At 72.9% G+C, this 26026-nt stretch carries 22 protein-coding genes and 1 tRNA gene; 10 read left to right on the plus strand and 13 right to left on the minus strand.

Going from position 1 to position 26026, the window contains the following annotated elements:
• Positions 1-84 precede the first annotated feature (84 nt).
• Positions 85-1515: an MFS transporter gene (locus tag P696_RS45675; RefSeq protein WP_051467645.1), complete on the minus strand. Its 1431-nt coding sequence runs from the start codon at positions 1513-1515 to the stop codon at positions 85-87.
• A gap of 144 nt (positions 1516-1659) precedes the next feature.
• On the opposite strand from P696_RS45675, the gene P696_RS0115300 reads away from it, so the two are divergent.
• Complete coding sequence (locus P696_RS0115300; protein WP_026413031.1) at positions 1660-1899, plus strand: hypothetical protein; 240 nt, start codon at positions 1660-1662, stop codon at positions 1897-1899.
• A 96-nt stretch (positions 1900-1995) separates the two neighbouring features.
• On the opposite strand, the gene P696_RS59050 is transcribed toward P696_RS0115300, so the two are convergent.
• From P696_RS59050 to moaA, 3 genes are all read right to left on the minus strand, one after another.
• A complete protein-coding gene (locus tag P696_RS59050; protein ID WP_034485010.1) occupies positions 1996-2865 on the minus strand; it encodes an NTP transferase domain-containing protein in 870 nt (289 codons plus the stop codon).
• The gene (locus tag P696_RS0115310) at positions 2855-3163 is read right to left on the minus strand and encodes a DUF3467 domain-containing protein (protein ID WP_026413032.1); all 309 of its coding nucleotides are present in this window, start codon (positions 3161-3163) and stop codon (positions 2855-2857) included. The genes P696_RS59050 and P696_RS0115310 overlap by 11 nt, the downstream gene beginning before the upstream one ends.
• An 82-nt stretch (positions 3164-3245) precedes the next feature.
• Complete coding sequence (gene moaA / locus P696_RS0115315; protein WP_026413033.1) at positions 3246-4235, minus strand: GTP 3',8-cyclase MoaA; 990 nt, start codon at positions 4233-4235, stop codon at positions 3246-3248.
• Between the two features lie 145 nt (positions 4236-4380).
• On the opposite strand from moaA, the gene P696_RS0115320 reads away from it, so the two are divergent.
• Together P696_RS0115320 and P696_RS0115325 are read left to right on the plus strand one after the other, a co-directional pair.
• Positions 4381-5202: an alpha/beta hydrolase gene (locus P696_RS0115320; protein ID WP_026413034.1), complete on the plus strand. Its 822-nt coding sequence runs from the start codon at positions 4381-4383 to the stop codon at positions 5200-5202.
• Positions 5203-5277: 75 nt separating this feature from the next.
• Entirely contained in the window at positions 5278-6090 is an 813-nt protein-coding gene (locus tag P696_RS0115325) for a MerR family transcriptional regulator (RefSeq protein ID WP_026413035.1), read from the plus strand.
• A 33-nt stretch (positions 6091-6123) separates the two neighbouring features.
• Here P696_RS0115325 and P696_RS45685 read toward each other — a convergent pair whose 3' ends face one another.
• Positions 6124-6927: a hypothetical protein gene (locus tag P696_RS45685; protein WP_157429721.1), complete on the minus strand. Its 804-nt coding sequence runs from the start codon at positions 6925-6927 to the stop codon at positions 6124-6126.
• 7 nt (positions 6928-6934) lie between these two features.
• Complete coding sequence (locus P696_RS0115335) at positions 6935-8128, minus strand: RtcB family protein (protein ID WP_026413036.1); 1194 nt, start codon at positions 8126-8128, stop codon at positions 6935-6937.
• 192 nt (positions 8129-8320) lie between these two features.
• On the opposite strand from P696_RS0115335, the gene P696_RS45690 reads away from it, so the two are divergent.
• On the plus strand, positions 8321-9433 hold the full coding sequence (locus P696_RS45690; protein WP_211245758.1) for an LAGLIDADG family homing endonuclease: 1113 nt from the start codon (positions 8321-8323) through the stop codon (positions 9431-9433).
• On the opposite strand, the gene P696_RS0115345 is transcribed toward P696_RS45690, so the two are convergent.
• From P696_RS0115345 to P696_RS45700, 5 genes are all read right to left on the minus strand, one after another.
• A complete protein-coding gene (locus P696_RS0115345) occupies positions 9430-9816 on the minus strand; it encodes a VOC family protein (RefSeq protein WP_026413037.1) in 387 nt (128 codons plus the stop codon). The two genes, P696_RS45690 and P696_RS0115345, sit on opposite strands and share 4 nt — an antisense overlap.
• On the minus strand, positions 9813-10100 hold the full coding sequence (locus tag P696_RS0115350) for an ArsR/SmtB family transcription factor (RefSeq protein WP_026413038.1): 288 nt from the start codon (positions 10098-10100) through the stop codon (positions 9813-9815). Before P696_RS0115350 ends, P696_RS0115345 begins: the two co-directional genes overlap by 4 nt.
• A gap of 103 nt (positions 10101-10203) precedes the next feature.
• On the minus strand, positions 10204-11973 hold the full coding sequence (gene selB, locus P696_RS0115355) for a selenocysteine-specific translation elongation factor (protein WP_026413039.1): 1770 nt from the start codon (positions 11971-11973) through the stop codon (positions 10204-10206).
• A complete protein-coding gene (gene selA, locus P696_RS45695) occupies positions 11973-13412 on the minus strand; it encodes an L-seryl-tRNA(Sec) selenium transferase (protein ID WP_064744032.1) in 1440 nt (479 codons plus the stop codon). Before selA ends, selB begins: the two co-directional genes overlap by 1 nt.
• An 87-nt stretch (positions 13413-13499) precedes the next feature.
• Positions 13500-14093: a MarR family winged helix-turn-helix transcriptional regulator gene (locus tag P696_RS45700; RefSeq protein ID WP_084337552.1), complete on the minus strand. Its 594-nt coding sequence runs from the start codon at positions 14091-14093 to the stop codon at positions 13500-13502.
• 140 nt (positions 14094-14233) lie between these two features.
• Between P696_RS45700 and P696_RS45705 the strand changes: the two genes are divergently transcribed.
• Positions 14234-15715: an MFS transporter gene (locus P696_RS45705; protein ID WP_051467649.1), complete on the plus strand. Its 1482-nt coding sequence runs from the start codon at positions 14234-14236 to the stop codon at positions 15713-15715.
• A 229-nt stretch (positions 15716-15944) separates the two neighbouring features.
• A complete protein-coding gene (locus P696_RS45710) occupies positions 15945-17855 on the plus strand; it encodes a propionyl-CoA synthetase (RefSeq protein ID WP_051467652.1) in 1911 nt (636 codons plus the stop codon).
• A 75-nt stretch (positions 17856-17930) separates the two neighbouring features.
• Here the strand turns inward: P696_RS45710 and P696_RS0115380 are convergent, their stop codons facing one another.
• Positions 17931-18203: a GlsB/YeaQ/YmgE family stress response membrane protein gene (locus P696_RS0115380; protein ID WP_026413040.1), complete on the minus strand. Its 273-nt coding sequence runs from the start codon at positions 18201-18203 to the stop codon at positions 17931-17933.
• 149 nt (positions 18204-18352) lie between these two features.
• On the minus strand, positions 18353-19855 hold the full coding sequence (locus P696_RS0115385; RefSeq protein WP_084337554.1) for a peptide MFS transporter: 1503 nt from the start codon (positions 19853-19855) through the stop codon (positions 18353-18355).
• A gap of 212 nt (positions 19856-20067) precedes the next feature.
• On the opposite strand from P696_RS0115385, the gene P696_RS45715 reads away from it, so the two are divergent.
• The 4 genes from P696_RS45715 to P696_RS0115405 all read left to right on the plus strand — a co-directional run bounded on the left by P696_RS45715 (position 20068) and on the right by P696_RS0115405 (position 25982).
• A complete protein-coding gene (locus P696_RS45715) occupies positions 20068-21864 on the plus strand; it encodes an AMP-dependent synthetase/ligase (RefSeq protein ID WP_051467654.1) in 1797 nt (598 codons plus the stop codon).
• 19 nt (positions 21865-21883) lie between these two features.
• Positions 21884-21977: transfer RNA gene (locus P696_RS0115395), tRNA-Sec, on the plus strand.
• Between the two features lie 72 nt (positions 21978-22049).
• Positions 22050-23048 (plus strand): GlxA family transcriptional regulator, encoded by a 999-nt coding sequence (locus tag P696_RS0115400; protein ID WP_026413042.1) that lies wholly within the window; start codon positions 22050-22052, stop codon positions 23046-23048.
• Between the two features lie 195 nt (positions 23049-23243).
• Entirely contained in the window at positions 23244-25982 is a 2739-nt protein-coding gene (locus P696_RS0115405) for a helix-turn-helix transcriptional regulator (RefSeq protein ID WP_051467656.1), read from the plus strand.
• The last annotated feature ends 44 nt before the right edge of the window (positions 25983-26026 follow it).

Raw genomic sequence — 26026 nt, forward strand, 5'->3', positions numbered from 1 at the left:
TCGGATCCCCTTGCCGCGTGGTGTTCCGGCTAGTCCCCGTCCCCGGTCCACGTTCGGTAAACCACCGGGCGCGGGGCCGGGAGGTCAGCCCACGTGCTGCCGGAGGATCGGCTTCGCGGCGTGGCCGAACAGGTCGAGCAGGCTCAGCGCGAACGCCGCGAGGACGAACCCGAGCACGACCAGCAGGCCGTTGCGGAACGCCGCCGCCCAGTCCCCGCCGCTGCCCGCGACCGTCGCGAAGAACACCGCGCCGACGCAGGCGATGCCGACCGCCGTCCCGACCCGCTGCCCGGTCTGGAGCACACCCGCCGCACTGCCGCCCTGCTGGAACGGCACCTCCGACAGCGTGATGGTCTGGTTCGGCGAGATCACCAGGCCGCTCCCCAGGCCCGCGAACAGCAGCGGGACCGCCGTCCACCAGGCCGCGCCCGCGCCCGGATGCACCTCCACCGCGATCCACGTCAGCACCAGTCCGGCGGCGACCACCCCCAGGCCGCCGCAGACCAGCGGACGTCCGAGCCGTCCGACCATGCGGCCCCCGACCGCCGACGCGGCCCCGGACCCGAGCGCGAACGGGGTGATCGCGATGCCCGCGTCGAACGCGCTGTAGCCCAGGCCGTTCTGCAGGTAGAGGGTGAAGATGAAGAAGATCGAGGTGAACCCGGCGAAGTACAGCAGCGCGATCCCGGAGCCGAGCGTGTACGAGCGCAGCCGGAACAGCCCGAGGTCCACCATGGGCGCGTCGGTGTACCGCTCCCACGCCACGAACACGCCGAGCAGGACGAGCCCGGCGACCAGCAGCAGCCACTTGCCGTGCCCGTGCCAGGTCCGCTCCTGCAGGAACGGCAGCATGATCGCGATGACCGCGGCGCCCAGCAGGAACACGCCCACCGGGTCCAGGCCCTTGCTCTCGCCGTAGATGGGCTCGGGCAGCAGCAGCCGCGCCAGCACCAGCGCGACCAGCCCGATCGGGATGTTGATCAGGAAGATCCAGCGCCAGCCGGTCTCGGTCCCGGCGATCTGGATCAGGATGCCGCCCAGCACCGGCCCGACCGCCGTCGCGATCCCGATGACCGCGCCGAGCGCGCCGAACGCCCGGCCCCGGTCCGCGCCCTGGAACAGCTGCTGGATCAGCCCCGCGACCTGCGGGTTCAGCACCCCGCCCGCGATGCCCTGGAAGAACCGGGCGACCACCAGCCAGAGCATCGTCGGAGCGAGCCCGCACGCCGCGCTGGCCACGACGAACAGCGCCAGCCCGGCCATGAACGTCGCGCGCCGGGAACGCGCGTCCCCGATCCGTCCCGCCGCCACCAGGACCAGGCCGAACGTGAGCGCGTACCCGGACAGGATCCACTGCAGCCCGCCCTCGGAGGCGTGCAGCGCGGTCTTGATCGACGGCAGCGCCACGTTGACGATGCTGACGTCCAGGAGCGTCATGAAGGCCGCGACCAGGCAGACCGACAACGCCCGCCACGGATGGGCGCACGGCTGGGGCCCCGCCGTCTCGGTCGTCACACGACGAGTCCTTCACCCGTGACGAACCGGGCAAACGCCACGCGCGGGCCCCGCGACCGTTCCCGGTCCCGCCCTTGCCCGCCGCTTTAGCCGGACGGCGGCCCGGCAGGCCGGGCGGCTCCGCCGGTTCACTACGCTTGGACCGTGACCGAATCCCGTCCCGGCGACCCGGCGAACGAGCCCCCCCAGTGCTCGGCCAAGGGCTGCCGCGCCCCCGCCGTCTGGGCCCTGCGCTGGAACAACCCGAAGATCCACACGCCGGAGCGGCGCAAGGTGTGGCTGGCCTGCGACGCCCACCGCGCATCGCTCTCGGAGTTCCTGAGCCGCCGCGACTTCCTCAAGGACGTCGTCCCGATGAGCGAGCTCACCCCGTCCGACGGCTAGCCGCGACCGGGCCGTCCGCCGCGAACGACCCGGCCAGCGCGAACGGCCCGGCCACCGCGAACGGCCGGCCGCTTTCGAACGGCCGGCCGCGCCCGGCTAGGCGTCCGCGTCGTTCTTGCGGGCCAGGGCCATCTCGGTGACGCGGGCGGCGGCGTCCCTCGCGGACATGCCCCGTCCGACCGCCAGGCCGAGCAGGTAGGCCGTCAGCGGCGCCGCGGGACGGGCCACGCCGTGCGCCACGTCCCGCGCCAGATCCAGGACCAGGTCACGGTCCATGTCGGCGCGCTCGACGCCGAGCTCCAGGCACACCGCCTCGATCCACTCCTCCAGCACCGTCATTTCCTCCTTCACCGGATCCCGGCTCCGATCGTACGGGCCGGACGCGGCCCGGCCGGCCTCGGCCAGCGCCTCCGGGGTGTCGCAGTCGAACCACGGCGGCCGGTCCCCCGCGTCCCTGACCGAGACCGCGAGCGGACGCAGCGCCCGCAGCACTCCGCGCAGCCGCTGACCCTCGTAGCGGTCGAGCGCCCGCCGGAGAGCCGCCGTCCGCCACACCCCGGTGAGCCACTGGGAGCGGCCCTCGTCGTCCACGAACACCGCTCCGTCCGCGTCGGCGCGCCGCGCCGCGCCGAGGAGCCCGGTGACGTGTTCCGGACGGAGAAACGGCAGGTCGGCGGCCAGCAGCGCCGTCCACGGGGCGCGGACTTCGGCGAACCCGGCACGCAGCGCCGGAACGGGTCCGGAACCCGGCGGGTCTTCGCGGACGTACGTCGCGTGCGGCAGATCCGGATGCTGGGGGCCGACCACCACGACGCGTCCGGCGGCCTCGACCGCGCGTGCCGTCAACACCAGCAGCGGCGTCCCGCCGACCTTCATCGCGGGCTTGTCGGCCCCGCCCAACCGGCGCGCCAGGCCGCCCGCCAGCAGGATCGCGTCGAACGCCGGCGGCGCGGCGTCACTCGTCATGCGTGCCCGAGCCGCGCTCGCGCTCATAGGCGCTGAGGTTCTTCTCCAGCGCCCGCATCAGCTCCCACACCTGCCCCGGCGGGATCCGGACGCGCGCGACCACGCGGGCGGGAACGTGCACGTACCGCTCGCCGGTCGCCCGGTCCTCGGCGACCTCGGGCGGACGCACCTCCGTGGCGAAGTCCAGGACGAAACTGTCCTGGGCCCGCCAGACCGAGGCGAACCCGGCGAACGCGCCGACCTCCTCGTCGGGCGGGACGGTGATCTCGACACGGGTGTCCAGCGGCTCGTCCGTCACCCCGCCATCGTCGCACGCCCCCCACACCCGCCCACGACGCCTCCCGGCGGCCAAACGATCAGCCCCGCAAGACCACCGGCGGTCAGCCGCCGATCGCGGACATCGGACGGGCCGGCTGCAGGAACGACGGGTCGTCGATGCCGTGGCCCGCGCGCTTGCGCGCCACGGCGGCCCGCCACCGCTCGGCCAGGACGTCGTCGGAGGCGCCCTCGCGCAGGGCGTCCCGCAGGTTGGACTCCTCGGTCGCGAACAGGCAGTTGCGGATCTGGCCGTCCGCCGTCAGCCTGACCCGGTCGCACGCCCCGCAGAACGGCCGCGTCACCGACCCGATCACGCCCACCGTGTCCGGGCCGCCGTCCACCAGGAACGACTCCGCGGGGGCGCTGCCGCGCCCGACGGCGTCCTCCGGGGTCAGCGTGAACGCCTCACCGAGCCGGGCGAGGATCTCGTCCGCCGTGATCATGTCGTCGCGGTTCCAGCCGCGCTGGGCGTCCAGCGGCATCTGCTCGATGAACCGCAGGCGGTAACCCTGCTCGAGGCACCAGCGCAGCAGCGGGACGGCCTCGTGGTCGTTCACCCCCCGCATCAGCACCGCGTTCACCTTCACCGGCAGCAGACCCGCGTCACGCGCGGCGGCGAGCCCCGCCAGGACGTCCGGCAGCCGGTCCCTGTGCGCGAGCCTCTTGAACGTCTCGCGGTCGAGGGTGTCGAGCGACACGTTCACCCGGTCGAGCCCGGCGTCCGCGAGCGGCCCCGCCAGCCGGGCCAGGCCGATCGCGTTCGTCGTCAGCGACACCCGCGGACGCGGCGACATCTCCACCGTCCGGCGCACCAGATCGGGCAGGCCCCGGCGCAGCAGCGGCTCACCGCCGGTGAACCTGACCTCGGCGATCCCGAGCCGCTCCACCCCGATCCGGACGAGCCGGACCACCTCGTCGTCGGTCAGCAGCTCCGGTTTCGGCAGCCATTCCAGACCCTCCGCCGGCATGCAGTACGAACAGCGCAGATTGCACCGGTCGGTGAGGGAGACCCGCAGGTCCGTCGCGGTCCGACCGAAGCTGTCGACCAGCACGGGCGCCCCTTCCTGCCGTTCGAACGTCTGGACGGTCCAGCCTATTGCGCCGTTTGACGATCTCGCGCACCGCGGGAGACGGTATCCGCGCGATCATCGGCCCCCGCATCCGGCCTCCCCCGGACGTCCACCACCCGGAGGTTCCATGCCCGCCGCCCGCCAGTGGGAGTTCGCCGGAACGCACGGCGCCGTCACGGCCCACATCTGGCCTCACGACACCCCCCGCTACGCCGCCGTCCTCGTCCACGGCTACGGCGAGCACCTCGGACGCTACGACCACGTCGCCGCCGCCCTCCACGAGCACGGCGCCGTCGTCTGCGGCCCCGACCACGCCGGACACGGCCTCTCCGCGGGCGACCGCGTCCTCGTCCGCGACGTGGACGACCTGGTCGCCGACCTCCACACCGTCGTCGAATCCGCCCGCGAGGACCTGCCCGGCGTCCCCGTCGTCATGATCGGCCACTCCTTGGGCGGCCTCATCGCCACCCGCTACGCCCAGCTCCACGGCGACCGGCTCACCGCGCTCGTCCTCTCCGGGCCCGTCCTCGGCCGCTGGGACTCCCTCGCCGCCCTGCGCGACCTCGACGAGATCCCCGACGTCCCCATCGACGTCTCCACACTCTCCCGCGACCCCGGGGTCGGCCGGGCCTACGCCGCCGACCCCCTCGTCTGGCACGGCCCGTTCAAGCCCGCGACCGTCCGGGGCCTCCTCGCCTCCATCGAGACCGTGAACGCCCACGGCACCCTCGGCGACCTGCCCGTCCTCTGGCTCCACGGCGAGGACGACCCGCTCGTCCCGGTCTCCGGCACCCGCGTCGGCATCGACGCCGTCCGCGGCGCCGACCTCACCTCCCGGCTCTACCCGGGAGCCCGCCACGAGATCTTCAACGAGACCAACCGCGACGAGGTCCTCGCCGACGTCACCACCGCCATCGACGCCTGGCTCGCACCCCCGCCCCCTCGCTGACCGCCACCCCGCCCGTACCGGGTGAGGAGCGTTCTTGACCCTCACACCGTGTCAGCCGCTGGACTCGGAGACACCATGTTCACCATCGGAGATTTCGCCCGGCACGGCCGCGTTTCGGTCAGGATGCTGCGCCACTACGACGCGCTCGGACTGCTCCGTCCCGCGCGGGTGGACCCGGGCAGCGGGTACCGGCACTACCAGGCCGGACAGCTGGCCCGGCTCAACCGCCTCATCGCGCTCAAGGAGCTCGGGTTCACGCTCCAGCAGGTGCGGCAGATCCTCGACGACCAGGTCACCACCGAGGAACTGCGGGCCATGCTCCGGCTGCGGCGCGCCGAACTCGAGGCCGCCATGACGGCCGCGGCGGCCCGGCTCGTCCAGGTCGAGGCGAGACTCCGGTCGATCGAAAGGGAGGGCCAGATGCCCACCGAGGACATCGTGGTCAAGAGCCTGCCGAAGCTGCGGGTCGCGGAGGTGTCGGGCGTGACGTCGGGCTTCGACGCCATCACACCGGTCATCCAGCCGCTCTACGAGGAACTGTTCCAGCTCCTGGAGAAGGCGGGCATCGCCCCGTCCGGACCCGGCGTCGCCTACTACGAGGACGCGCCCGACGGCGGCGTGCTCATCCACGCCGGCATCGAGGTCACCGCGCCGCTCACGGACGACGGCCGCCTCCGGGTCGTGGAACTGCCGCCCATCGAGCAGGCCGCCACCGTCCTGCACCGCGGCTCCCCCGAAGAGATGCTGCCGACCGTCCAGGCCCTCGGACGCTGGATCGAGGCGAACGGCCACCGCTCCACCGGCTACCCCAGGGAGATCTCCCTGGAATGCCCCGGAAGCCGCGGCGACTGGCTGACCGAACTCCAGGAGCCCATCGCCTCGGCCTGACCGCTCGGACGAGCCGGTCAGCGCTTCAGCGCTTCAGCGCTTCAGCGCCTCGGCCCGGTCCCAGACCAAGGGCCGCAGGAACTCGGGCTCGACCGGCTCGTCCAGCCCGGCCAGCACCTCCGCGCGCGCACGCCGGGCGACCGACACATCCCGGCGAAAGTCGCGGAACACCTGAACCTCACCGGACGCATAGTGCGCACCCGATCCCAGGTAGGAGTAGTCCATGCCGTGAAGGTGCGGGTCGAGCCCACCGGACAGGACGGCCCACTCCCGCATCTCGTTCGGCGACTGAAGGCGCAACACGACCAGGCCGTTCAGGTTCTCGACACGGCCGCGCATCGGATCGTCCCGATCCTCGTTCCGCGTGAACCACGCCCTGGAATCGTCCAGTGCCGCGTCCAGGCCGTGCGTGTGCCAACGGACCGTGCCGTCCGGCGCGGACGGGAACGGAAGGCGCGCCTTCAGCGCACGCGCGTGCCGGGCGGTGAACGGCGTGTCCCACCCCGGCACCAGGACGATCCGGTCGGCCGGATCACCGTCGAACGGCGTGGTGGTGATGAACTCGCGATCGATCACCACCAGCGTCCCCGGCCGCGACTGGTACGACAGCCCCCACAGCAGCCGTCCCAGCACCCGCGCCCCATGCCGGTCCGACAGCACATGCCACGTGTCGTGGAACAGGTTCGCGCTGAACCGCACCGCCGTCCCCGGACGCAGCGACACGACCGTGTGAGGACGACCCGCCAGGCGCACCGCGCGGCGGTGCAGCTTCATACCGTCCTCGGCCGACCGCGCGGTCGCGGGCCGCTGCCTGCGGCGGGCCGTCCTCACCGACATCCCCACATCAACCCTTCACGCAGATCAGCTGACGCAGGTGCGCGACGACCTCGACGAGGTCCGTCTGCGCCTCCATCACCGACTCCAGGTCCTTGTACGCGCCCGGGATCTCGTCGAGGACGCCCCCGTCCTTCCGGCACTCGACCCCCCTGGTCTGCTCCTCCAGGTCCTGGACCGTGAAGGTCTTGCGGGCCTTGTTCCGGCTCATCCGCCGCCCCGCGCCGTGCGACGCCGAGTTGAAGGCGAGCTCGTTGCCGAGACCGCGCACGATGTACGTCCCGGTCGCCATCGACCCGGGGATGATCCCCAGGTCGCCCTTCCCGGCGCGGATCGCGCCCTTCCGGGTGACCAGCACGTCCACGCCGCCGTAGGTCTCCTCCGCCACGTAGTTGTGGTGGCACGAGATGACCTCGCCCCACTTGCAGCGCTTCTCCCCGAACCGCCGCGTCAGGACGTTCTGCGCGAGCGCCATCATGACCGCCCTGTTACGCCGCGCGTACTCCTGCGCCCAGAACAGGTCGTGCCGGTACGCCTCCATCTGATCCGTCCCAGCCAGAAACACCGCAAGGTCGGAATCCGGCAGATCCTGGTTATGCGGAAGCCGCCGAGCCACCTCGACATGCCGCTCCGCAAGCTCCTTCCCAATATTCCGAGAACCGGAATGCAGAACTATCCAGATCGAACCATCATCATCCGCACACAATTCCCAAAAGTGATTCCCCGACCCAAGTGAGGCAATTTGGACACGAGCCTTGCCGAAACGGCTCTGCACGGCCGGATGCAGGCTTTCGAAGTCCTTCCAGAACTCGTACCATCCACGTTCCTTCAGCCCTGGAACACCGGACGGATCCACCGGCTCCTTGTGGGCCGCACGGCCGACCGGGATGGTCGCTTCGATGCGACGCCGAATTCCCGCCAGGTCATCCGGCATGTCCTCAACCGTCAGGGTCGACTTCACCGCCGTCATCCCGCAGCCGATGTCCACACCGACGGCGGCCGGCGACACCGCGTCCCGCATCGCGATGACCGAACCGACGGTGGCCCCCTTGCCGTAATGAACGTCCGGCATGACGGCCAGGCCTTCCACCCACGGCAGCCCCGAAACGTTCCGCAGCTGCTCGAGCGCCTGATCCTCGACGGTGGACGGGTCCGCCCACATCCGGATCGGAACGCGCTCACCCTTCAACTCCTGATACGGCACCGCGTGCCCCTCTCCGACCTTGATAGTGAAACGAACCGGGGACTATGACGCCAGATCACCACATTCCGGTTCAACTCATTTTTGGTTGCCACCGACCGAGCCAGACCCTCGTCACTCAGAGCAACTGAATACTTGCCTCCCGTTACCCCAATTTCGGCTCGGCGACGCTCCGCGTCGCGTAACAATCAATCCATGGGTCGAACTGAGGTTCGACAGATGCACTTCGAAAGGAGGGCGATGACACCCCCGGAATGCTCCGATCACCACTGCACCAGGCCGGCCAAGGCTCGGGGCATGTGCGACCGCCACTACAAGCGATGGGCGAGGGTGACCCCGAAAGCCTCACGCCCCCCGGCCCGCCTCGGGCGGCCGTCGAGGGAGATCGATCTGGACCGCGCTCGTCGCACCTTCGATCTCGAGCTCCCAGAGATGGCCTATCTGTTCGGATTCCTTCAGACGGACGGAAACCTCTCCACCATGTCGCGAGGCCGAGGACGCGTCTCCGTCGAACTCTCACGGCGCGATCTCCCGATCCTTGAGCGCTTCCAGCAACTCGTCCCCTACCGCTCCACGATCACCTTCAGAACGCGGTCGACGAACTTCTCCTCCCGCGAGCCCCACCATTCGGCCACCTGGCATCTCTTCGACCTGGAGGCGCGCAGCGCGCTGGAGAGCCTGGGGCTGCCCGCCGGCAAGAAGTCGGCGATCATCAAGCCGCCCGAGGTCCCGTTCAGTGAGCCGGACTATGTGCGTGCGCTCATCGACGCCGACGGGTCGGTGGGGTTCACGGGCAACGGCTATCCGTTCGTCAGCTTCACGACGGCGAGCCCGGGCCTCAGCGCATATGTGTGCGAGAAGGTTCTCGAGGTGACCGGCGCCCACAGGACGGTCAAGCCGAACAAGCGCGACAGCATCTACAACCTGCTCCTCACCTGCGAGCCGGCCGTCGATTTCGCTCGTTGGCTGTACTACGACGGGTGCCTCGCGCTCGAACGCAAGTACGTCAAGGCGATCGAGGTCGCCGCGTGGGTGCGTCCCGCCGGAATGAGGCAGCGATCCAGCCCCCGCCGGTGGACCCCACAGGAGGACGAGGTGGTGATGGCGATGTCGATCGCGGAGGCGGCCGAGAAGCTCGGACGCACTGAGAGAAGTGTGAACATGCGGCGGGTTCGGCTGCGGAAGGGCACCGCTCGGACTCACGGGAACGATGCCTCGTCCAGAAGCCTCAACGAGTGCTCAGACGCGGACGGAGTCCCTTCCCCGTCTGTTGGATCCGAGGGACGGCCGGTCGGAGCTCCTGGCTAGTCGACCTGGGCGAGCTGGATGAGGTTGCCGCAGGTGTCGTCGAGGACGGCGGTGGTGACGGGGCCCATCCTGAGGGGGTCCTGGGTGAAGCGGACGCCGAGGCCTGTGAGGCGGCGGTGCTCGGCCTGGACGTCGTCGACCGCGAAGGAGGTGGCGGGGATGCCGTCGGCGACGAGGGCGCTCTTGTAGGGCTTCACGGCGGGGTGGCCGTCGGGTTCGAGGAGGAGTTCGGTGCCTTCGGGCTGTTCGGGTGAGACGACGGTGAGCCAGCGGGCTCCGCCGACGGGGACGTCGTGCTTCTTCACGAAGCCGAGGACGTCGGTGTAGAAGGCGAGGGCCTTGGCCTGGTCGTCGACGAAGACGCTGGTGATGTTGATCCTCATGGCGTGTCCTCCGGGCGGTCGAGCCATCGGCGGACGATGTGCTCGAGCGGGTCGGTGTTGAGGTCGTGGAACTTGTAGCGGCCGTCGCGGCGGGCGCGGACGAGGTCCGCGGCCTCGAGGACGGCGAGGTGCTGGCTGATCGCCTGCCGCGACAGGGCGAGCCCGTGCCTGGTGATCAGGCGGGTGCAGATCTCGAACAGCGACTGCCCGTTGCGTTCGGTCAGTTCGTCCAGGATCAGCCGTCGTGTCGGGTCGGCGAGGGCCTTGAAGAGCTCGTCCTCCACTACTCCATGTTAGGCAAGTGGTGGCTTGCCTGATGAGGCGGGGTGGGGTCGAGGTCGCGCGCCGTCGGTCCGCGCCCAATGTTTCGCCTGATGTTTCTCCTGGTCAGGAGCCGGTGGCGTCCGTGTCGGCGGGGACGCGGTGGCCGTCGGGGAGGCGTTCGGTGCGGCCCTGGCGATGCAGGTGTTCGAGCAACGCGATGGTGACGCGGCGTGGCGCGTCGAGCGCCTCGCGGGCCTGGCCGACGGTGAAGGGCTGCGGGAGTTCGTGCAGGACGCGCAGGGCGGCGCGGTCGCCGCCGGGGAGCAGGACGACGTCGCCGGGGAGGCGGAGGACGGCTCCGGCGCGTTCGGCGACGGCGAGGATCGGCGGGGTCAGGCCGATCTCTCCGAGCCGGTCGGCGGTGGGGGCGCGGAAGGGGGTGGCGGCGAGGTCGGCGCGGAGGCGGTCGACGGCGGCGACGACGGGCTGTGGGAGGCCCGGGCCGTGGACGCGTCCGGCGTCGAGGCGGAGCGGTGGCCGGACGAGGGCGGTGATGAGATCGCGGGCGGGGAGGGACAGGCGGAGGCGGGCGGTCTCGACGGGCAGGCCGGGGGCGAGCGGCCGGTCGGCGGCGTGGCGGGCGACCTCGTCGGCGAGGCGGCGGTGGAGGGCCTCCCAGTGGGCGGGGTCGGCGAGCCAGTCGCCGTCGAGGGCGACGGCGCCGGACGGCGGGCGGCAGCCCATGACGGTGAGGTCGGCGCGGCGCAGGACGCCGTGACGGCGCAGGACGTGGGCTCCGTCGGGGCGGTCGGGCCAGGTGGCGAGTTCGCGGGCGCGTGCGGTGCCCGCGCCGCGGCGGACGAGGGTCGGCGGCCGGACGTCGAGGACACTGACGCCGGCGACGGCGCGGCGTCCGGGGTCGCGGAGCAGGGCGGTGTCGCCGATGTGGAGGGCGAGACGGTGGTTGAGGGTGAGGCGTGCGGTGTCGGGGCCGAGGGGGCGGAGGCGGACGGGGACGGCGGCCGATCCGATGTGGAGGGTCATCTGCCGGGCGAGGCGTCCGGACGCCTCGCCGAAGTGGGTGCGGACGTCGAGGGTGGTGGCGGCGGTCCAGGCCCCGGGGGTGACGAGGGCCATGCCGCGGGCGACGTCGTCGCGGGCGACGCCGCGGAGGTTGAGGGCCACGCGGGCGACGCCGGTGGCGGTGTCGACGCGTTCCTTGGTGGTCTCGACGGCGCGGACGCGGACGCGTCGTCCGGCGGGCATGAGGAGGAGTTCGTCGCCGGTGCGGACGGTTCCGGCGGGGAGGGTTCCGGTGACGACGGTGCCGCTGCCGGGGACGGTGAAGGCGCGGTCGATCCAGAGCCGGACGGGGGCGTCGGCGTCGGGGACGGGGAGCCGTGCGGCGAGGCGGTCGAGGGCGGCGACGAGTTCGGGGAGGCCCTCGCCGGTGGTGGCGCTGACGGTGACGGACTCGGATCCGGCGAGGCCGGTGGTGGCGAGGCGGGTGCGGGCCTGGCGGAGGGCGTGGCGGGGGTCGGCGAGGTCGGCGCGGGTGACGGCGAGGACGGCGTGGCGGACGCCGAGGGCGTCGAGGGCGTCGAGGTGCTCCTCGGTCTGCGGCATCCAGCCCTCGTCGGCGGCGACGGTGAGCAGGACGGCGGGGACGGGCCCGACACCGGCGAGCATCGTGGTGACGAAGCGTTCGTGGCCGGGGACGTCCACGAAGGCGAGGCGGGTGCCGGACGGCAGGTCGGTCCAGGCGAACCCGAGGTCGAGGGTGAGGCCGCGGCGGCGTTCCTCGGCGAGACGGTCGGGTTCCATGCCGGTGAGGGCGCGGACGAGGGTGGACTTGCCGTGGTCGACGTGCCCGGCGGTGGCGACGACCTGCATCAGTTCCCTTCCGTGGCGGCGTTCGGGACGGCAGGCGGTCCGGCGGGCGCGTCAGCGTTGGCGTTGGCGTCGGGATCGGCGGTGGGGTCGGTGAGGGTGGTGAGCACGGTGGTGAGGAGTTCTTCGTCGTCGTCGGGGTGGAGGGATCGGAGGTCGAGGAGGAGGCGGTCGTGGTCGAGGCGTCCGATGACGCGGGCGGCGCGGAGGGCGGGTTCGGCGGCGGCGGGAAGGGAGACGGCGTGGCTGGGCAGCGGGACGCCCGGGGCGCCGCCTCCCCCGACGACGGCGGTCGTGGCGGTGACGCGCACGTCGGGGGCGGGGAGTCCCGCGGTGAGGGCGGCGGCGAGGGTCTCGGCGCGGCGGCGCAGGTCGCCGGTGTCGGCGTCGAGCATGGCGCGGACGGGCGGGACGGGGCCGCGCAGGGTCGCCTCGAGGGCGGCGAGGGTGAGTTTGTCGACCCGCAGGGCCCGGTAGAGGGGATGGCGGCGCAGCCTGGTCAGCAGGCCGGGGTCTCCGAGCAGGAGACCGGCCTGGGGGCCGCCGAGGAGTTTGTCGGCGGACGCGGTGACCAGGTGCGCGCCGTCCCGGAGGGCGGTGCGGGCGTCGGGTTCGTCGGGAAGGGCGGGGTGCGGGGCGAGCAGGCCGGAGCCGATGTCCACGATCAGGGGGACGCCGAGCGCGGCCAGTTCGTTGACCGGCGGGGCATAGGTGAAACCCTCGATCCTGAAGTTGGACGGGTGGACCTTGAGCACGAAACCGGTGCCCGGGCCGACGGCGGCGGCGTAGTCGGCGGTGGTGGTGCGGTTGGTGGTGCCGACCTCGCGGATCCGTGCGCCGGTGGCGGTGAGCAGGTCGGGGAGGCGGAAGCCGTCGCCGATCTCGACGAGTTCGCCGCGGCTGACGATGATCTCGCGGCCCGCGGCGAGGGCTGTGGCGGCGAGGGTGAGGGCCGCCGCGTTGTTGTTCACGATCTGGACGTCGGCGCCGGGCGGGCAGGCGTCGCGGAGGGCGGCGAGGGCTCCCGCGCCGCGCGGTCCCCGGCGTCCGGTGGCGAGGTCGTACTCGACGTCGGCGCATCCGGCGGCGGCGGTGAGGGCGTCGCGGGCGGCGTCCGACAGGGGGGCGCGGCCGAGGTTGGTGTGCAGGAGGACGCCGGTGGCGTTGAGGACGGGCCGCAGGGTCGTGGCGTGGTCGGGGAGGGCCGCGAGAACGGCTGTGACCAGGTCTTTCGCGGCGAGTTCTCCGGTGCGGACGCGGTGCTGGGCGTCGGTGACGGCCGCCTTGACCAGGCGGCGGCCGAGTCGCCGCCTGGCGTCGCGCAGGGCGGGGTCGGCGAGGACGGCGTCCGTGCGCGGGACGGCGCGGCGGGGGTCGCCGGTGGTCGCCGTGGCGGCGCGCGGGCCGTGGGCGGGGGTGGTGGTGTGCGGCCGGGGGTCCACCGACCTCACCCTAGGGAGGGTGGACCGGTCTAGGAAGCCGGTCACGCCCACACTGTGAGACGAATGACATCGCCGCGATTCGGGATGTCAGCGCGCCTCGGCCGTGGCAGGGGCGGGGGTGGCGGGCCGCGTGGGGTTGGGCTGTGCGGGGGTGGGGTCGGCGCAGCGGGAGCCGGTGGCCTCGGAGTGGGCGACGAAGTCGTCGACCATCCGGTGGACGAGCCGGGCGAGTTCGCGGAGTTCGTCCGGGGACCAGCCGGTGAGGGCGTCGTTCATCCAGGTGCGGCCGACGGCGCGGATGCAGTCGACGGCGTCGCGGCCGGTGTCGCTGAGCCGGACGCGCTGGGCGCGGCGGTCGTCGGGGTCGGGGACGCGGTCGACGTAGCCCGCGCGTTCGAGGCGCTGGACCTGGCGGGTGACGTGGGGGGCCTCGACGACCAGGCGGGCGGCGATCTCGCTGGGACGCATGGGGCCGTCGTTGTCGGCGAGCAGGCGCAGGAGCGGGACGGCGGCGCGGTCGACCGCGATGCCGGACGCGGCGACGACGCGGTCGTGCTGGCGGGCGCGGGTGAGCAGGTGCGCGACACGGGTGAGCGCCCGTTCGATCTCCATGATCTCGTCGGGGGACGAGGCCGCCGGGGCGGCGGGAACGGCTTGGTCGGGGCGCTGCGGGGGCGTCATGTGACTCACCTTACAACCTAGTTGCTTAACTTAAGTAAGTATAATCGCCCCGTTGAACGAACCACTCCCCCCGGCGCGTTCCCGGACCGCCCCCCGGCGTGCTCCCAGGCGCCCCCGAACACCGGAAGGCCACGACCTCCATGACCCGCGCCACCGCGGCGCCGCACGGCACCGCCGAGCGTTCCGCTCCCGCCGCCCACACCGGGCTCGTGCTGTTCGCACTCGCCATCGCCGGGATGGTGGTGTCGGTGCAGCAGACCCTCGTCATCCCGCTGCTGCCCCGGCTGATGCAGCACTTCGACGCCTCGGTCACCACGGTGACCTGGGTGTTCACCGCGTCCCTGCTGGCCGGGGCGGTCGCCACGCCGCTGCTGTCCCGGTTCGGCGACATGTACGGCAAGAAGACGATGATCCTTCTGGCGATGGCGCTGCTCACCGCCGGGTCGGTGGTGTGCGCGCTGTCCTCCTCGCTCGGCGTGCTGGTCGCCGGGCGGGCGCTGCAGGGCGTGTCCTCGGCGATGATCCCGCTCGCCATCGGCATGATCCGCGACACCTTCCCCCGGGAGAAGGTGACGACCGCGATCGGCCTGGTCAGCGCGACCATGGGCGTCGGCGGCACCGCGGGCATGATCGTCACCGGGCTCATCGCGGACCGCACCGAGAGCTACCGGCCGGTGTTCTGGATCGCCGCCGGGCTCGCCGCCGCCGGGATGGTCCTGGTCGCGGTCAGCGCCAAGGACCTGGGCGCCCGGCACGGCGGACGGCCCGACCTGGTCGGCGCGGCGCTGCTGGCCGGGTTCCTGGTCAGCCTGCTGCTCGGCATCAGCGAGGGCAACGCGTGGGGCTGGACGTCCGGGCGGGTGCTCGGGCTGTTCGCCGCGGCGGTCGTGCTGTGCGCGGTGTGGGCGGTCGTCGAGCTGCGCGTCAAGGAGCCGCTGGTGCGGCTGAACCTGCTGGTCGGGCCGAAGTCGCTCACCGCGAACCTGGCGTCGGTCCTGCTCGGCTTCTCGATGTTCGCGGCGTTCACGCTGATCTCCAACTTCGTCCAGTCGCCGAAGGACAAGATCGGCTACGGGCTGAGCGGGTCGGTGCTGGACGTCGGCCTGTACATGCTGCCGAGCACGGTCACGATGCTGGTCTTCTCCGCCCTGGCCGGACGGATCGCCGCGCGCCTCGGCCCGGCGTTCACCCTGGCGATCGGGTCGGTGTTCGCGGGCCTCAGCTACGTGTGGCTGGCGGTGTCGAACGGGCACGTGTACGACGTGCTGGCGTTCAGCGCGATCCAGGGCATCGGGTTCGGCGTGGCGTACGCGGCGCTCGGGACGCTGGCCGTCCAGCACGTCCCGATGAGCCAGAGCGGCATCGCGTCCGGGATCAACTCGCTGGTCCGGACGGCGGGCGGCAGCATCGCGGGCGCGGTCACGGCGTCGGTGCTGACCAGCCGCGTCATCCCGCACACGCCGGTCCCGACGCTGCACGCCTACGTGCTGTGCTTCTGGATCGTGGCGGCGGGCGCGGGCCTGGCGGCGCTGGTGGCGCTGTTCCACGGGCTGCGGCACGGCGCGCACCACGACCCGGTGGAGGCGCAGGCTCCGTCGGTGGTCGTCGACGCGAACGGCTGACCTCTCTGATCGACCGTCCTGGGCCGCGTCCGCTTCGGGCGCGGCCCAGCGCGTTCCCAGGGTGTCCCCATGGTGTTCCCGGGGCACCGGAAGCGCGGCGCGGCGGGCGCGGGCGACTGATCACCCTGGCCGGACGGTACGGGGCCCTTGACGAGAGGCGTCCGGGCCGTCCCTTATAGGGAGGCGCCCCGAAACACGCTTTGGGGCCGGGGAGCCGACGGAGGACGACATGGGCGCTTACGCCGCTGCGTTCGAACGCAGCATCTCCGACCCCACGCGCTTCTGGGGGCTGGCCGCGCGCGACATCCGCTGGCTGGTGCCGCCCGACCGGGTGCTGGACGACGGCGCCCCGCCGTTCTACCGGTGGTTCACCGGCGGTGAGCTGAACACATGCGACAACGCCCTGGACCGGCATGTCGAGGAGGGTCGCGGCGACCAGCCCGCCCTGATCTACGACTCCCCCGTCACCGGGACCGTCCGGACGTTCACCTACCGGGAGCTGACCGACCAGGTCGCGCGGTTCGCGGGCGCGCTGCGCGCGCAGGGCGTGGACCGCGGCGACCGCGTGGTCGTCTACCTGCCGATGATCCCCGAGGCGGTCGTCGCGATGCTCGCGTGCGCGCGCATCGGAGCGGTCCACTCGGTGGTGTTCGGCGGTTTCGCCGCGCCGGAGCTGGCCGCGCGCATCGACCACGCCCGTCCGAAGGCCGTGGTGTCGGCGTCCTGCGGGATCGAGGGGGCGCGGCTGGTCGCCTACAAGCCGCTGCTGGACGAGGCGCTGGAGCTGGCGTCCCACAAGGTCGAGCGGTGCGTGATCCGGCAGCGTCCGCAGCTGCACGCCGACCTGGCGCGTCCGCGCGACGTCGACTGGGACGAGGCGGTCGCCGCGGCCACTCCGGTCGGATGCGTGCCGGTCGCCGCGACCGACCCGCTCTACATCCTCTACACCTCCGGGACGACGGGCCGTCCGAAGGGGGTCGTCCGGGACAACGGCGGGCACGCGGTCGCGCTGCGCTGGTCGATGGAGAACCTGTTCGGGGTGGGGCCGGGCGACGTGTTCTGGGCGGCGTCCGACGTCGGCTGGGTCGTCGGGCACTCCTACATCGTGTACGCGCCGCTGCTGACCGGCTGCACGACCGTCCTGTACGAGGGCAAGCCGGTCGGGACGCCGGACGCGGGGGCGTTCTGGCGGGTGGCGGCGCAGCACCGGGTGAAGGCGCTGTTCACGGCGCCGACCGCGATCCGGGCGATCAAGAAGGAGGACCCGGACGGGCGGCTGCTCGCCCAGCACGACCTGGCGGCGCTGGACACCCTGTTCCTGGCGGGCGAGCGCCTCGACCCCGACACCTACCACTGGGCCGCGCGGATGCTCGGCCGTCCCGTCGTGGACCACTGGTGGCAGACCGAGACGGGCTGGCCGATGGTGTGCAACCCGCGCGGGCTCGAGCCGCTGCCGGTCAAGCCGGGCTCGCCGTCGGTGCCCGTCCCCGGCTACGACGTGCGGGTGCTGCGTCCGGACGGCTCGCCCGCCGGGCCGGACGAGGAGGGCGACATCGTCGTCCGGCTGCCGCTGCCGCCGGGCACGCTGCCGACGCTGTGGCAGGACGACGCGCGGTTCGTCGAGTCGTACCTGACCCGGTTCCCCGGCCACTACCTGAGCGGGGACGGCGGCCGGGTCGACCAGGACGGCTACGTGTGGGTCATGGGCCGCACCGACGACGTGGTCAACGTGGCCGGGCACCGGCTGTCCACGGGCGTGATGGAGGAGGTCGTCGCGGCGCACCCGGCCGTGGCCGAGTGCGCGGTGATCGGCGTCCGGGACGCGCTGAAGGGCCAGGTGCCGCGCGGGCTGGTGGTGTTGAAGAGCGGGGTGGACGCCGCGCCGGAGACGGTGTGCGCGGAGCTGGTCGCGATGGTCCGGGAGCGGATCGGGCCGGTGGCGGCGCTGAAGGAGGTCACCGTGGTGCCCGCGCTGCCGAAGACCCGGTCGGGGAAGATCCTGCGGGCTGCCATGCGCGGGATCGCCGACGGCCGGGACGTCCCGGTGCCGTCGACGATCGAGGACCCCGCGGTGCTGGAGGAGCTCCGGCCCGTCCTGCGCGGCACGGGCCCCGGGGCCGCTCCCGGCGCGGGCGCCTGAGCGCGGTTCCGCTGACAACTGCTGCCGGTCAGGCTGCGTCGGGTCAGTGCCGCGTCCGGTCAGTGCTGGGTCCGTTCAGTGCTGGGTCGTCTTCTTGGGCCAGAAGGTCGCCACCAGGTAGACGCCGATGACGGCGAACACGATCTGGAAGAGGGTCTCCCAGAAGTTCCAGCCGTGGGTCCTCAGGCCGAACAGGTGGGCGACGCCGGTCCCGAGGAAGGCGGCGATGATACCGACGACCACGGTGAGCCAGATCGCCATGTCCTGTTTGCCGGGCACGATGAGGCGGCCCAGCGCACCGATGATCGCTCCGAAGATGATCGCGGTGAAGAATCCGCCGATGGTCATGTCCGCTCCTCCGGTGGAGAGGGGCCCCGCTCGGTCACGGAACCGTCCCAGGTCAGATACCCCGCGAAGGATCATTGACACGGACTGTGATCATCTCGTCACGGAGCGGACGGGGGCGGCGGCGGTCGCCGACGCCCCTGGCTCCGGCGTCAGTGCCGGGTGACGGCCAGTTCGCGTCCCTCGCCCATCAGCCGCCGCAGCGACCGGACGAACAGGAACAGCACCACGCCCGCGGCGACCGAGAACAGGCCGAGCACCAGGAAGTAGGTCACGTTCCCCCAGGCGTCCTGGAGCCGGGCGACCTGGCCGCCGACGGCGTCGCCCGCGGCGGTGGCGAGGAACCAGACGCCCATCATCTGGCTGGCGAACGCGGCCGGGGCGAGCCGGGTGGTGACCGACAGGCCGACCGGCGACAGGCACAGCTCGCCGAGGGTCTGCAGCAGGTAGACCGCGACCAGCCAGAGCAGCGACACCTTGACCGTCCCGCCGTGGGTGGCCTGCGAGGCCAGGGACATGACGACGAACGACAGGCCGCTCAGGACCAGCGCGACCCCGAACTTCATGCCGGTGGACGCGCGGTTGCCGAGGCGCAGCCAGAGCCAGGCGAAGAACGCCGAGAAGGCGATCACCAGGATCGGGTTGATGTTCTGCGTCCAGGACGCGGGCATGTGCCAGCCGAACACGGTCAGGTTCACGTTGTCGTTGGCGAAGATGTTCAGCGGCCCGGCCGCCTGGTCGAAGATCATCCAGAACAGGGCGGCGGCGAGGAACAGCCACACGTAGGCGCGCAGCTTGGTCCGCTCGTCCGCGCTGACCTCGTGGCTGCGGAACATGTAGCCGAAGTAGACGACCGGGACGACGATCGCCAGGATCGTGAGCGCGACGGTCACGGCGTCCACGGTGAGGGTGCCGGTGGCGATCGCGATCAGGATGATCGCGACGACGACGGCGGCCACCACGGCGAAGACCCGGACGAACCGGGAGCGCTCCTCCGGGGAGAGCCGGTGGCCGGGCTCGTCGCCGACGCCCCGCAGGTGCTTGCTCCCGAGGACGTACTGGACGAGGCCGAGCGCCATGCCGACCGCGGCGGCGCCGAACCCGAGGTGCCAGTTGACGTTCTGGCCGAGGTAGCCGACCACGAACGGCGCGAGCGAGCCGATGTTGATGCCCATGTAGAACAGCGAGAAGGCCGAGTCGCGGCGGGCGCTGTCCTCACCGATGTAGAGCTTGCCGACCATCGTGGAGATGTTCGGCTTGAGCAGGCCGGTGCCGAGGATGATGAGCGCGAGGCCGAGGTAGACGAAGCCGGATCCGGCGGGGATGGCCATCGAGATGTGGCCCGTCATGATCACGAATCCGCCGACCAGGACGGCCTTGCGGGCGCCGAGGACGCGGTCGGCGACCCAGCCGCCGGGCAGCGCGACGAAGTAGACCATCGCCATGTAGACGCCGAGCAGGGCCTTGGCCGTGCCCTCGGCCATGCCGAGTCCCGAGTCGGACGGCGGCGCGATCAGGAACAGGACCAGGATCGCGCGCAGCCCGTAGAAGCTGAACCGTTCCCACATCTCGGTGAAGAACAGCGTGGCCAGCCCCCACGGGTGGCCGAAGAACGTGCGCCCCCCGGGAGCGGGTTCCGACGTCGTTGTCGCCATGCGGTTTCGTTGTCCCCCCACAGTCGCCGCGACCGGCACGACAGCCCCCCACCGGCGCTCCTCGCGGAACGTACCCGTGTGGTCGCGGAATGAAAGACCGGACAAAAGAGTACTCCGGGGACGAACGTGCCCAATCCGATCTTGCCGGGGGCGTGGTGCGCGTGGTGCGATGGGCCGCCTATAAGTGCTTACTGACATCCTCGGAGGGCGCGATGAGCACGATCTGCACGGAGCTGGCCGGCACCGCCGGGCGGCACGGCGGCCGGCCCGCCTACTCCGACCGGGTGGACGGCGCGTGGCGGACCCGCACGTGGTCGCAGCTCCGGGACGACGCGCTGGTGGCCGCCGCCGGGTTCGCCGCGCTCGGCCTGGCCTCCGGCGACGTGGTCGCGCTGATGATGCCGAACCGGTCCGAGCACGTCCTGGCCGACCTCGGCGCGGTCCACGCGGGCGGCGTCCCCACCACGGTCTACGCCACCCTCGCCGCCGACCAGATCGGGTTCATCGCCGCCGACTGCCGCGCCCGCCTCGCCGTCCTGGACGGACGCGACCAGCTGGACCGCTGGCTGCCCGTCCTCGACCGGCTGCCGGACCTGCGCCGCGTCATCGTCGTGGACGCCGCCGCCTGCCCGCCGGGCGACCGCTTCCTGACCTGGGACGCCCTCCTGGACCTCGGCCGCGCCCACCTCGCCGCGGACGCCGCGGGCGTCGAGGCCCGCTGGCGCGCGGTCGCGCCGTCCGACACCCTGACCCTGCTCTACACCTCGGGCACCACGGGCGAGCCGAAGGGCGTGCCGATCACGCACGCCATGGCGCTCGCCGAGACCGCGATGGTGGACGCCGTCTCGATCCTGCCCGAGCACAACGCGGCGATCTCCTACCTGCCGTTCGCGCACGTCGCCGACCGGGTGCTCAGCTACTACCTGCCGATCCGGCGCGCCGCGCACGTCCACTTCTGCCCGGATCCGGCGCAGCTCACGGCCGTCCTGCGGGACGTCCGGCCGCACGGCTTCTTCGGCGTCCCGCGCGTCTGGGAGAAGATCATGGCGGGGATCCAGGCCGTCCTCGCGGGCGAGCCGGACGAGGGCAGGCGGCGCGCGGTCGAGGCGGCCCTCGACGCCGGACGCGCCTATGTGACCGCGCAGGAGCACGGCAACGTCCTCACCCCCGGGATCGAGGCGGCGTTCACGCGCGCCGACGCGGCCGTCCTGTCCCCCATGCGCGGGCTGCTCGGGCTGGACCGGGTCGTCCAGGCGTCCAGCGCCGCCGCACCCCTGCCCGTGGAGGTGGCCCGGTTCTTCGCCGGACTCGGCCTGAAGATCTTCGACGCGTACGGGATGACCGAGACCACCGGCGCGGTCACCGCCAACCTCGACGACCACTTCAAGCTCGGCACCGTCGGCCGCCCCTTCCCCGGTGTCGAGCTCCGGCTGGACGACGACGGCGAGATCCTCGTCCGCGGCGCGACCGTCACCCCCGGCTACCTCGGCCGCCCGGACGCCACCGCGGACGCGTTCACCCCCGACGGCTTCCTGCGCACCGGCGACATCGGCGCCCTCGACGCGGACGGCTTCCTGCGCGTCGTCGACCGGAAGAAGGAGATCATCATCACGGCGGGCGGCGAGAACGTCGCGCCGTCCCTCGTCGAGAACCTGCTGAAGGAGCACCCCCTGGTCGGGCAGGCCCTGGCGTTCGGCGACCGCCGCCCCCACCTGGTGGCCCTCATCACCCTGGACGGCGAGGTCGCGCCCGTCTGGGCCGCCGCCCACGGCATCGACACCACCGACACGGCCGCGCTCGCCGAACATCCCCTGGTGCTGGAGGAGATCGGGCACGCCGTGGACGACGCCAACACCCGGCTGGCCCGCGTCCAGCAGGTCAAGAGGTGGCGGCTGCTGCCCGCCGAGTGGACGGCCGAGTCCGAGGAGCTCACGCCCACCCTGAAGCTCCGGCGGCGCGTCGTCCACGCCAAGTACGCCGACGCGCTCGCCTCCCTTTACACCCCATAACCCCGCTAAGCTCCCGCCCGGAGGCGGATGAGCGCCTGGTGGCCTCCCCTGCCTTCAAAGCAGGTGGTCCCGAGGACCTCGGGACGGCGGGTTCGATCCCCGCCCGCCTCCGATCCCTGTCCGCGCCGCGTCGGGCGGAGACCGGCCGTTTGGATGTCGGCTGGTCAGGTCCCTAATCTCTGCCCATGAACCGCCTCTCACCCGCACGGCGCAAGGTCGCCCTCCTCGTCTTCGACGGGGTCAAGATGCTCGATTTCGCGGGTCCGGCGGAGGTGTTCGTCGAGGCGAACCAGTCCCTCGCGGACGGCTACGAGATCGTCCTGCTGTCCGCCGACGGACGCGACGTCATGACCTCGATCGGCGTGCGGGTCGGGGTGTCGGGCGCGGCGGGCGACGCGCGCGACTTCGACACGGTGATGGTCCCGGGCAGCGAACTGCCGCCCGGCGCGTTCGTCACCCCGCAGGTGAAGGAGGCCGCGGCGCACCTGGCCCGGCACACCCGCAGGCTGGCCTCGGTCTGCAGCGGCGCGTTCGTCCTCGCCGAGTTGGGCCTGCTCGACGGGAAGCGGGCGACGACCCACTGGAAGTTCGCCGCGGACCTCGCGCGCCGCCACCCCGCGGTCACCGTCGAGCCGGACTCGATCTTCGTCCGGGACGGCCGCACCTACTCCTCGGCCGGAGTGGCGGCGGGCATGGACCTCGCGCTGGCCCTGGTGGAGGAGGACCACGGGGCGGACGTGGCCCGGCGGGTCGCGCAGTCCATCCTGGTGTACATGCAGCGGGCGGGCGGCCAGTCGCAGTTCTCGGCGTCGCTGCGCGGACCGGTGCCGCGCAGCCCCCTCGTCCGGGACGTCGCCGACCTGATCCGGGCCGACCCGGCGCGGCACCACACGGTCGCCGGGCTCGCCGCCCAGGCGCGCGTCAGCCCCCGGCACCTGACCCGGCTGTTCCGCCTCGAGCTGGAACGGTCCCCGACCGAGTTCATCGCCGAGATGCGCTTCGAGCGGGCCACCGAGCTCCTGGACGCGGGGCACACGGTCACCGAGAGCGCCGAGATCGCCGGGTTCGGCAGCGCGGAGGGCATGCGCCGCGCCTTCGTGTCCCGCCTGGGCATCTCGCCGAAGAAGTACCAGCAGCGCTTCCAGTCGACCGGCAACGGACGCGGACGGCCCGAACGCGTCTGACGACGCGCGGGGGCATGTCCGGTGAGCGTCCGGGCGCGTCCGACACCGAGCCTGGCTTGTCTGATAGTGAGCAGACTTGTCCGAGAGCGTCTGGGATGTCTGACAGCAGGGGTTTCTTGGCCTGTTGAGGGGGGCGCTGGGAGCGTCCGGCGGGGAAGACTGTGTGCTGCGTCAAGTACACAGGAGGCCGATGTGATGTCCAGGAGCCCCTTCGGCCTACTCGAAACGCCCGTGCTCCTCGGCCGACAGGCCGAACTCGACCGCGTTCTGCGCGTGGTCGAGGACGGGGAGCCGCCCGCGCTGCTGGTCACGGGCGAAGTGGGAGTGGGCAAGAGCGAACTGCTCGGGCAGGCCGCCCGGCACGCTCGTGACCAGGGGATGACGGTGTTGGAGGGGCAGGGCGACGGCGTCCCCTACGGGTGCCTGAACCAGGCGCTGCATCCCCTTCTGGACGATCTCGACCAGCGGCAGCGGGCTGAGCTCGGTCCCGTGCTGGACCTCGGCGCGGACGCCGCTCCGGTCCCTCCCACGGCGGTCGGGACGGCCGTCCTGCGGCTGCTCGCGTCGCGCTTCGCGGCGCGTCCCGGGCTGCTGGTCATCGACGACCTCCACCTGGTCGACCGGCACTCCCTGCACGTGCTGAGCTTCGTCGTCCGGCGCGGCGCCCACGCGGGGGTGCGGACCCTCGCCGCCGGCGGGCCCGGCAGCGCCGACCGGCTCGGCCCCCAGGCCCCGGTCATGACGGTCGCCGGGCTCGGCGACGCCGACGCCGCCCGGCTGCTCGACGCCCAGCCACGACCCCCCGCGGGACGCGACCGGACGTGGATCCTGCGGCGGGCGGACGGCAACCCCCTGGCGCTCATCGACCTGGCGGCCGGGGTTCCGGCGGGCCGGACCGGCGGGCTGGACCTCGACGCGCGGCTGCGCGCGCTGCCCGACGGCCCGGCGCGGCTGCTGCTGCTCGCGGCGGCCGATCCGGACGCCGCCGACCTCCCCACGATCATGGCCGCGGCCGGGACGGCACCGCACCTGGCGGACTGGCGGGCGGCCGAGGACGCCGGTCTCGTCACGCTCATCGACCAGCGGGTGGTTTTCACCCACCCGCTGGTCGGCGCGGTCTGCTACCGGCGGGCCCCTGCCGAGGCGCGCCGCCGCGCCCACCGCGACCTCGCCGCGGTCATCGACGAACCGGCCCGCCGGGCCCGGCACCTCGCGGCGGCCGTCGTCGGCTACGACGAGGACGTCGCGCGCATGCTGGAGGCGACCGCCGCCGAATCGGCGGACATGGTCGCGGCGGCGCGGGCGCTGGACTCGGCCGCCGACCTGTCCCCCGCCGCCCGGGACCGCGCCCGCCGCCGGGTGAAAACGCTGGTCGCGGCCGCCATGGCCGGTGAACGGGCCTGGGTGCACGAGCTGTGCGCGCAGGTCACCCGCGGCACCACCGACCCGGAACCGCTGGGCGTGGCGGCGGCCTGCGAAGCGATGGCCTCGTCTCTGACGGGACGGCAGCAGGAGGCCCGGCGGGTCGCGCTCGCCGCCCTGAACCGCCTGCCGGACCCGGCGGGCACGGCCGGACTCGCCCTCCGCGTCGTCGCGGCCATGGCCGGGTACCACGTGGGCGTCCGGCCCGAACCCGCCGAGCCCCCACGGCCGGACGGGACCGTCCGGCTCAAGGCGACCGACGCGACCGACGCGACCGGCTTCGCCGCCGTGACCGACGGGCTCGACCGGACCGACGGGGGCGGCGGGATCGGTCAGGCGGTGGAGGAGCTGGTCGCGGTCATCGCGGATCCGGCGTCCGCGGCCGGGGTCGTCCAGCGGCGGGGGCCCGAGCGGCACGTGCGGGACGAGCCGATGTGGCTCGCCGCGCGGGGGGTGGTCGCCTGGTTCGCCGACGAGCCGGAGCAGTGCGTCGACCATCTCGAACGCCTCCGGTGCGCGGCGCCCGGGCACCACGGCCCGCTGGCGCCGTGCCTGGCGCCGCTGGCGTCGGCCCTGATCGACACCGGGCGCTGGGACCGGGCGGACGAGGTGCTGGCCGAGGCCGGACGGCTGGCCGCCGTCCACGGCCTGACCAGGCTGGACGGGGAGGTCACCGCGCTCGGCGTCACGCTGGACGCGCTGCGCGGACGGCCCGCCCCGTCGCCGGAGTGGCCGTCGTTCTGCCCCGAGGACAACCGCGCCACGCACGCGCTCCTGCTGCACGCGGCGGGGACGCGGGCCGCGGCGGCCGGAGACCACGAGGAGGCGTACCGGCGGTTCCGCGCGCTCTGGGACGCCGACGGCCGTGAACCGCTGCACCACGTCCTGTCGATGCGTTCGATCGTGGAACTGGCCTCGGCCGCCCGCCACACCGGACGCGCCGAGGAGGTGGCGGGCCCGCTCGCCGCGGCCCGTGAGGCGGCGGGGCCGCGGCCGACGACCCGCATGACGCTGCTGCTGCACCACGCGGCCGCCCTGCTGGACGACTCGGCGGCGGCCGAGCGGCACTACCGGCTCGCCGTGGTCAACCCGGCCGGGGAACAGTGGCCGCTGTCGCGGGCCCGGGCCCGCCTCGACTACGCGCAGTGGCTGCGGCGCCGCCGCCGTCCCTCGGAGGCCCGGCCGCTGCTGGCCGCGGCCCGCGACACCTTCGCCATGCTCGGCGCGGAGCCGTGGACGCTGATCGCCCTGGCCGAGCTGCGCGCCGCCGGGGTCGTCCCGGCGTCCTCCGAGGCCGTCCCGGCGTCCGCCGGGGAGCCGGCGGGTCTCGACGCCCTGACGGCGCAGGAGCAGCGGATCGTCCGGCTGGCCGCGCAGGGCCTGGGGAACCGGGAGATCGGCGAGCGGCTGCGCCTGTCGCCGCGCACCGTCGGCTCCCACCTGTACCGCGTCTTCCCCAAGCTCGGGGTGAGCAGGCGGCACCAGCTGCGGGACGTCCTCGACGGTGCGTGACGCCCTCCGGCCCCCGTCCCGACCGGCCCCACCAGCGGGTATGG

The organism is Actinomadura oligospora ATCC 43269 (assembly GCF_000518265.1).
Lineage (GTDB): Bacteria > Actinomycetota > Actinomycetes > Streptosporangiales > Streptosporangiaceae > Spirillospora > Spirillospora oligospora.

Bases quoted from the DNA above. Each gene is read 5' to 3' on its own strand.
- P696_RS0115320 (WP_026413034.1), top strand. From the start codon at position 4,381: ATGCCCGCCGCCCGCCAGTGGGAGTTCGCCGGAACGCACGGCGCCGTC.
- P696_RS45685 (WP_157429721.1), bottom strand. From the start codon at position 6,927: ATGTCGGTGAGGACGGCCCGCCGCAGGCAGCGGCCCGCGACCGCGCGG.
- P696_RS45705 (WP_051467649.1), top strand. From the start codon at position 14,234: ATGACCCGCGCCACCGCGGCGCCGCACGGCACCGCCGAGCGTTCCGCT.
- P696_RS0115345 (WP_026413037.1), bottom strand. From the start codon at position 9,816: ATGAGGATCAACATCACCAGCGTCTTCGTCGACGACCAGGCCAAGGCC.
- P696_RS0115380 (WP_026413040.1), bottom strand. From the start codon at position 18,203: ATGACCATCGGCGGATTCTTCACCGCGATCATCTTCGGAGCGATCATC.
- P696_RS0115385 (WP_084337554.1), bottom strand. From the start codon at position 19,855: ATGGCGACAACGACGTCGGAACCCGCTCCCGGGGGGCGCACGTTCTTC.
- P696_RS45690 (WP_211245758.1), top strand. From the start codon at position 8,321: ATGGGTCGAACTGAGGTTCGACAGATGCACTTCGAAAGGAGGGCGATG.
- P696_RS0115400 (WP_026413042.1), top strand. From the start codon at position 22,050: ATGAACCGCCTCTCACCCGCACGGCGCAAGGTCGCCCTCCTCGTCTTC.
- P696_RS45700 (WP_084337552.1), bottom strand. From the start codon at position 14,093: ATGACGCCCCCGCAGCGCCCCGACCAAGCCGTTCCCGCCGCCCCGGCG.
- P696_RS0115325 (WP_026413035.1), top strand. From the start codon at position 5,278: ATGTTCACCATCGGAGATTTCGCCCGGCACGGCCGCGTTTCGGTCAGG.
- P696_RS59050 (WP_034485010.1), bottom strand. From the start codon at position 2,865: ATGACGAGTGACGCCGCGCCGCCGGCGTTCGACGCGATCCTGCTGGCG.
- P696_RS45710 (WP_051467652.1), top strand. From the start codon at position 15,945: ATGGGCGCTTACGCCGCTGCGTTCGAACGCAGCATCTCCGACCCCACG.
- P696_RS45715 (WP_051467654.1), top strand. From the start codon at position 20,068: ATGAGCACGATCTGCACGGAGCTGGCCGGCACCGCCGGGCGGCACGGC.
- P696_RS0115405 (WP_051467656.1), top strand. From the start codon at position 23,244: ATGTCCAGGAGCCCCTTCGGCCTACTCGAAACGCCCGTGCTCCTCGGC.
- selB (WP_026413039.1), bottom strand. From the start codon at position 11,973: ATGCAGGTCGTCGCCACCGCCGGGCACGTCGACCACGGCAAGTCCACC.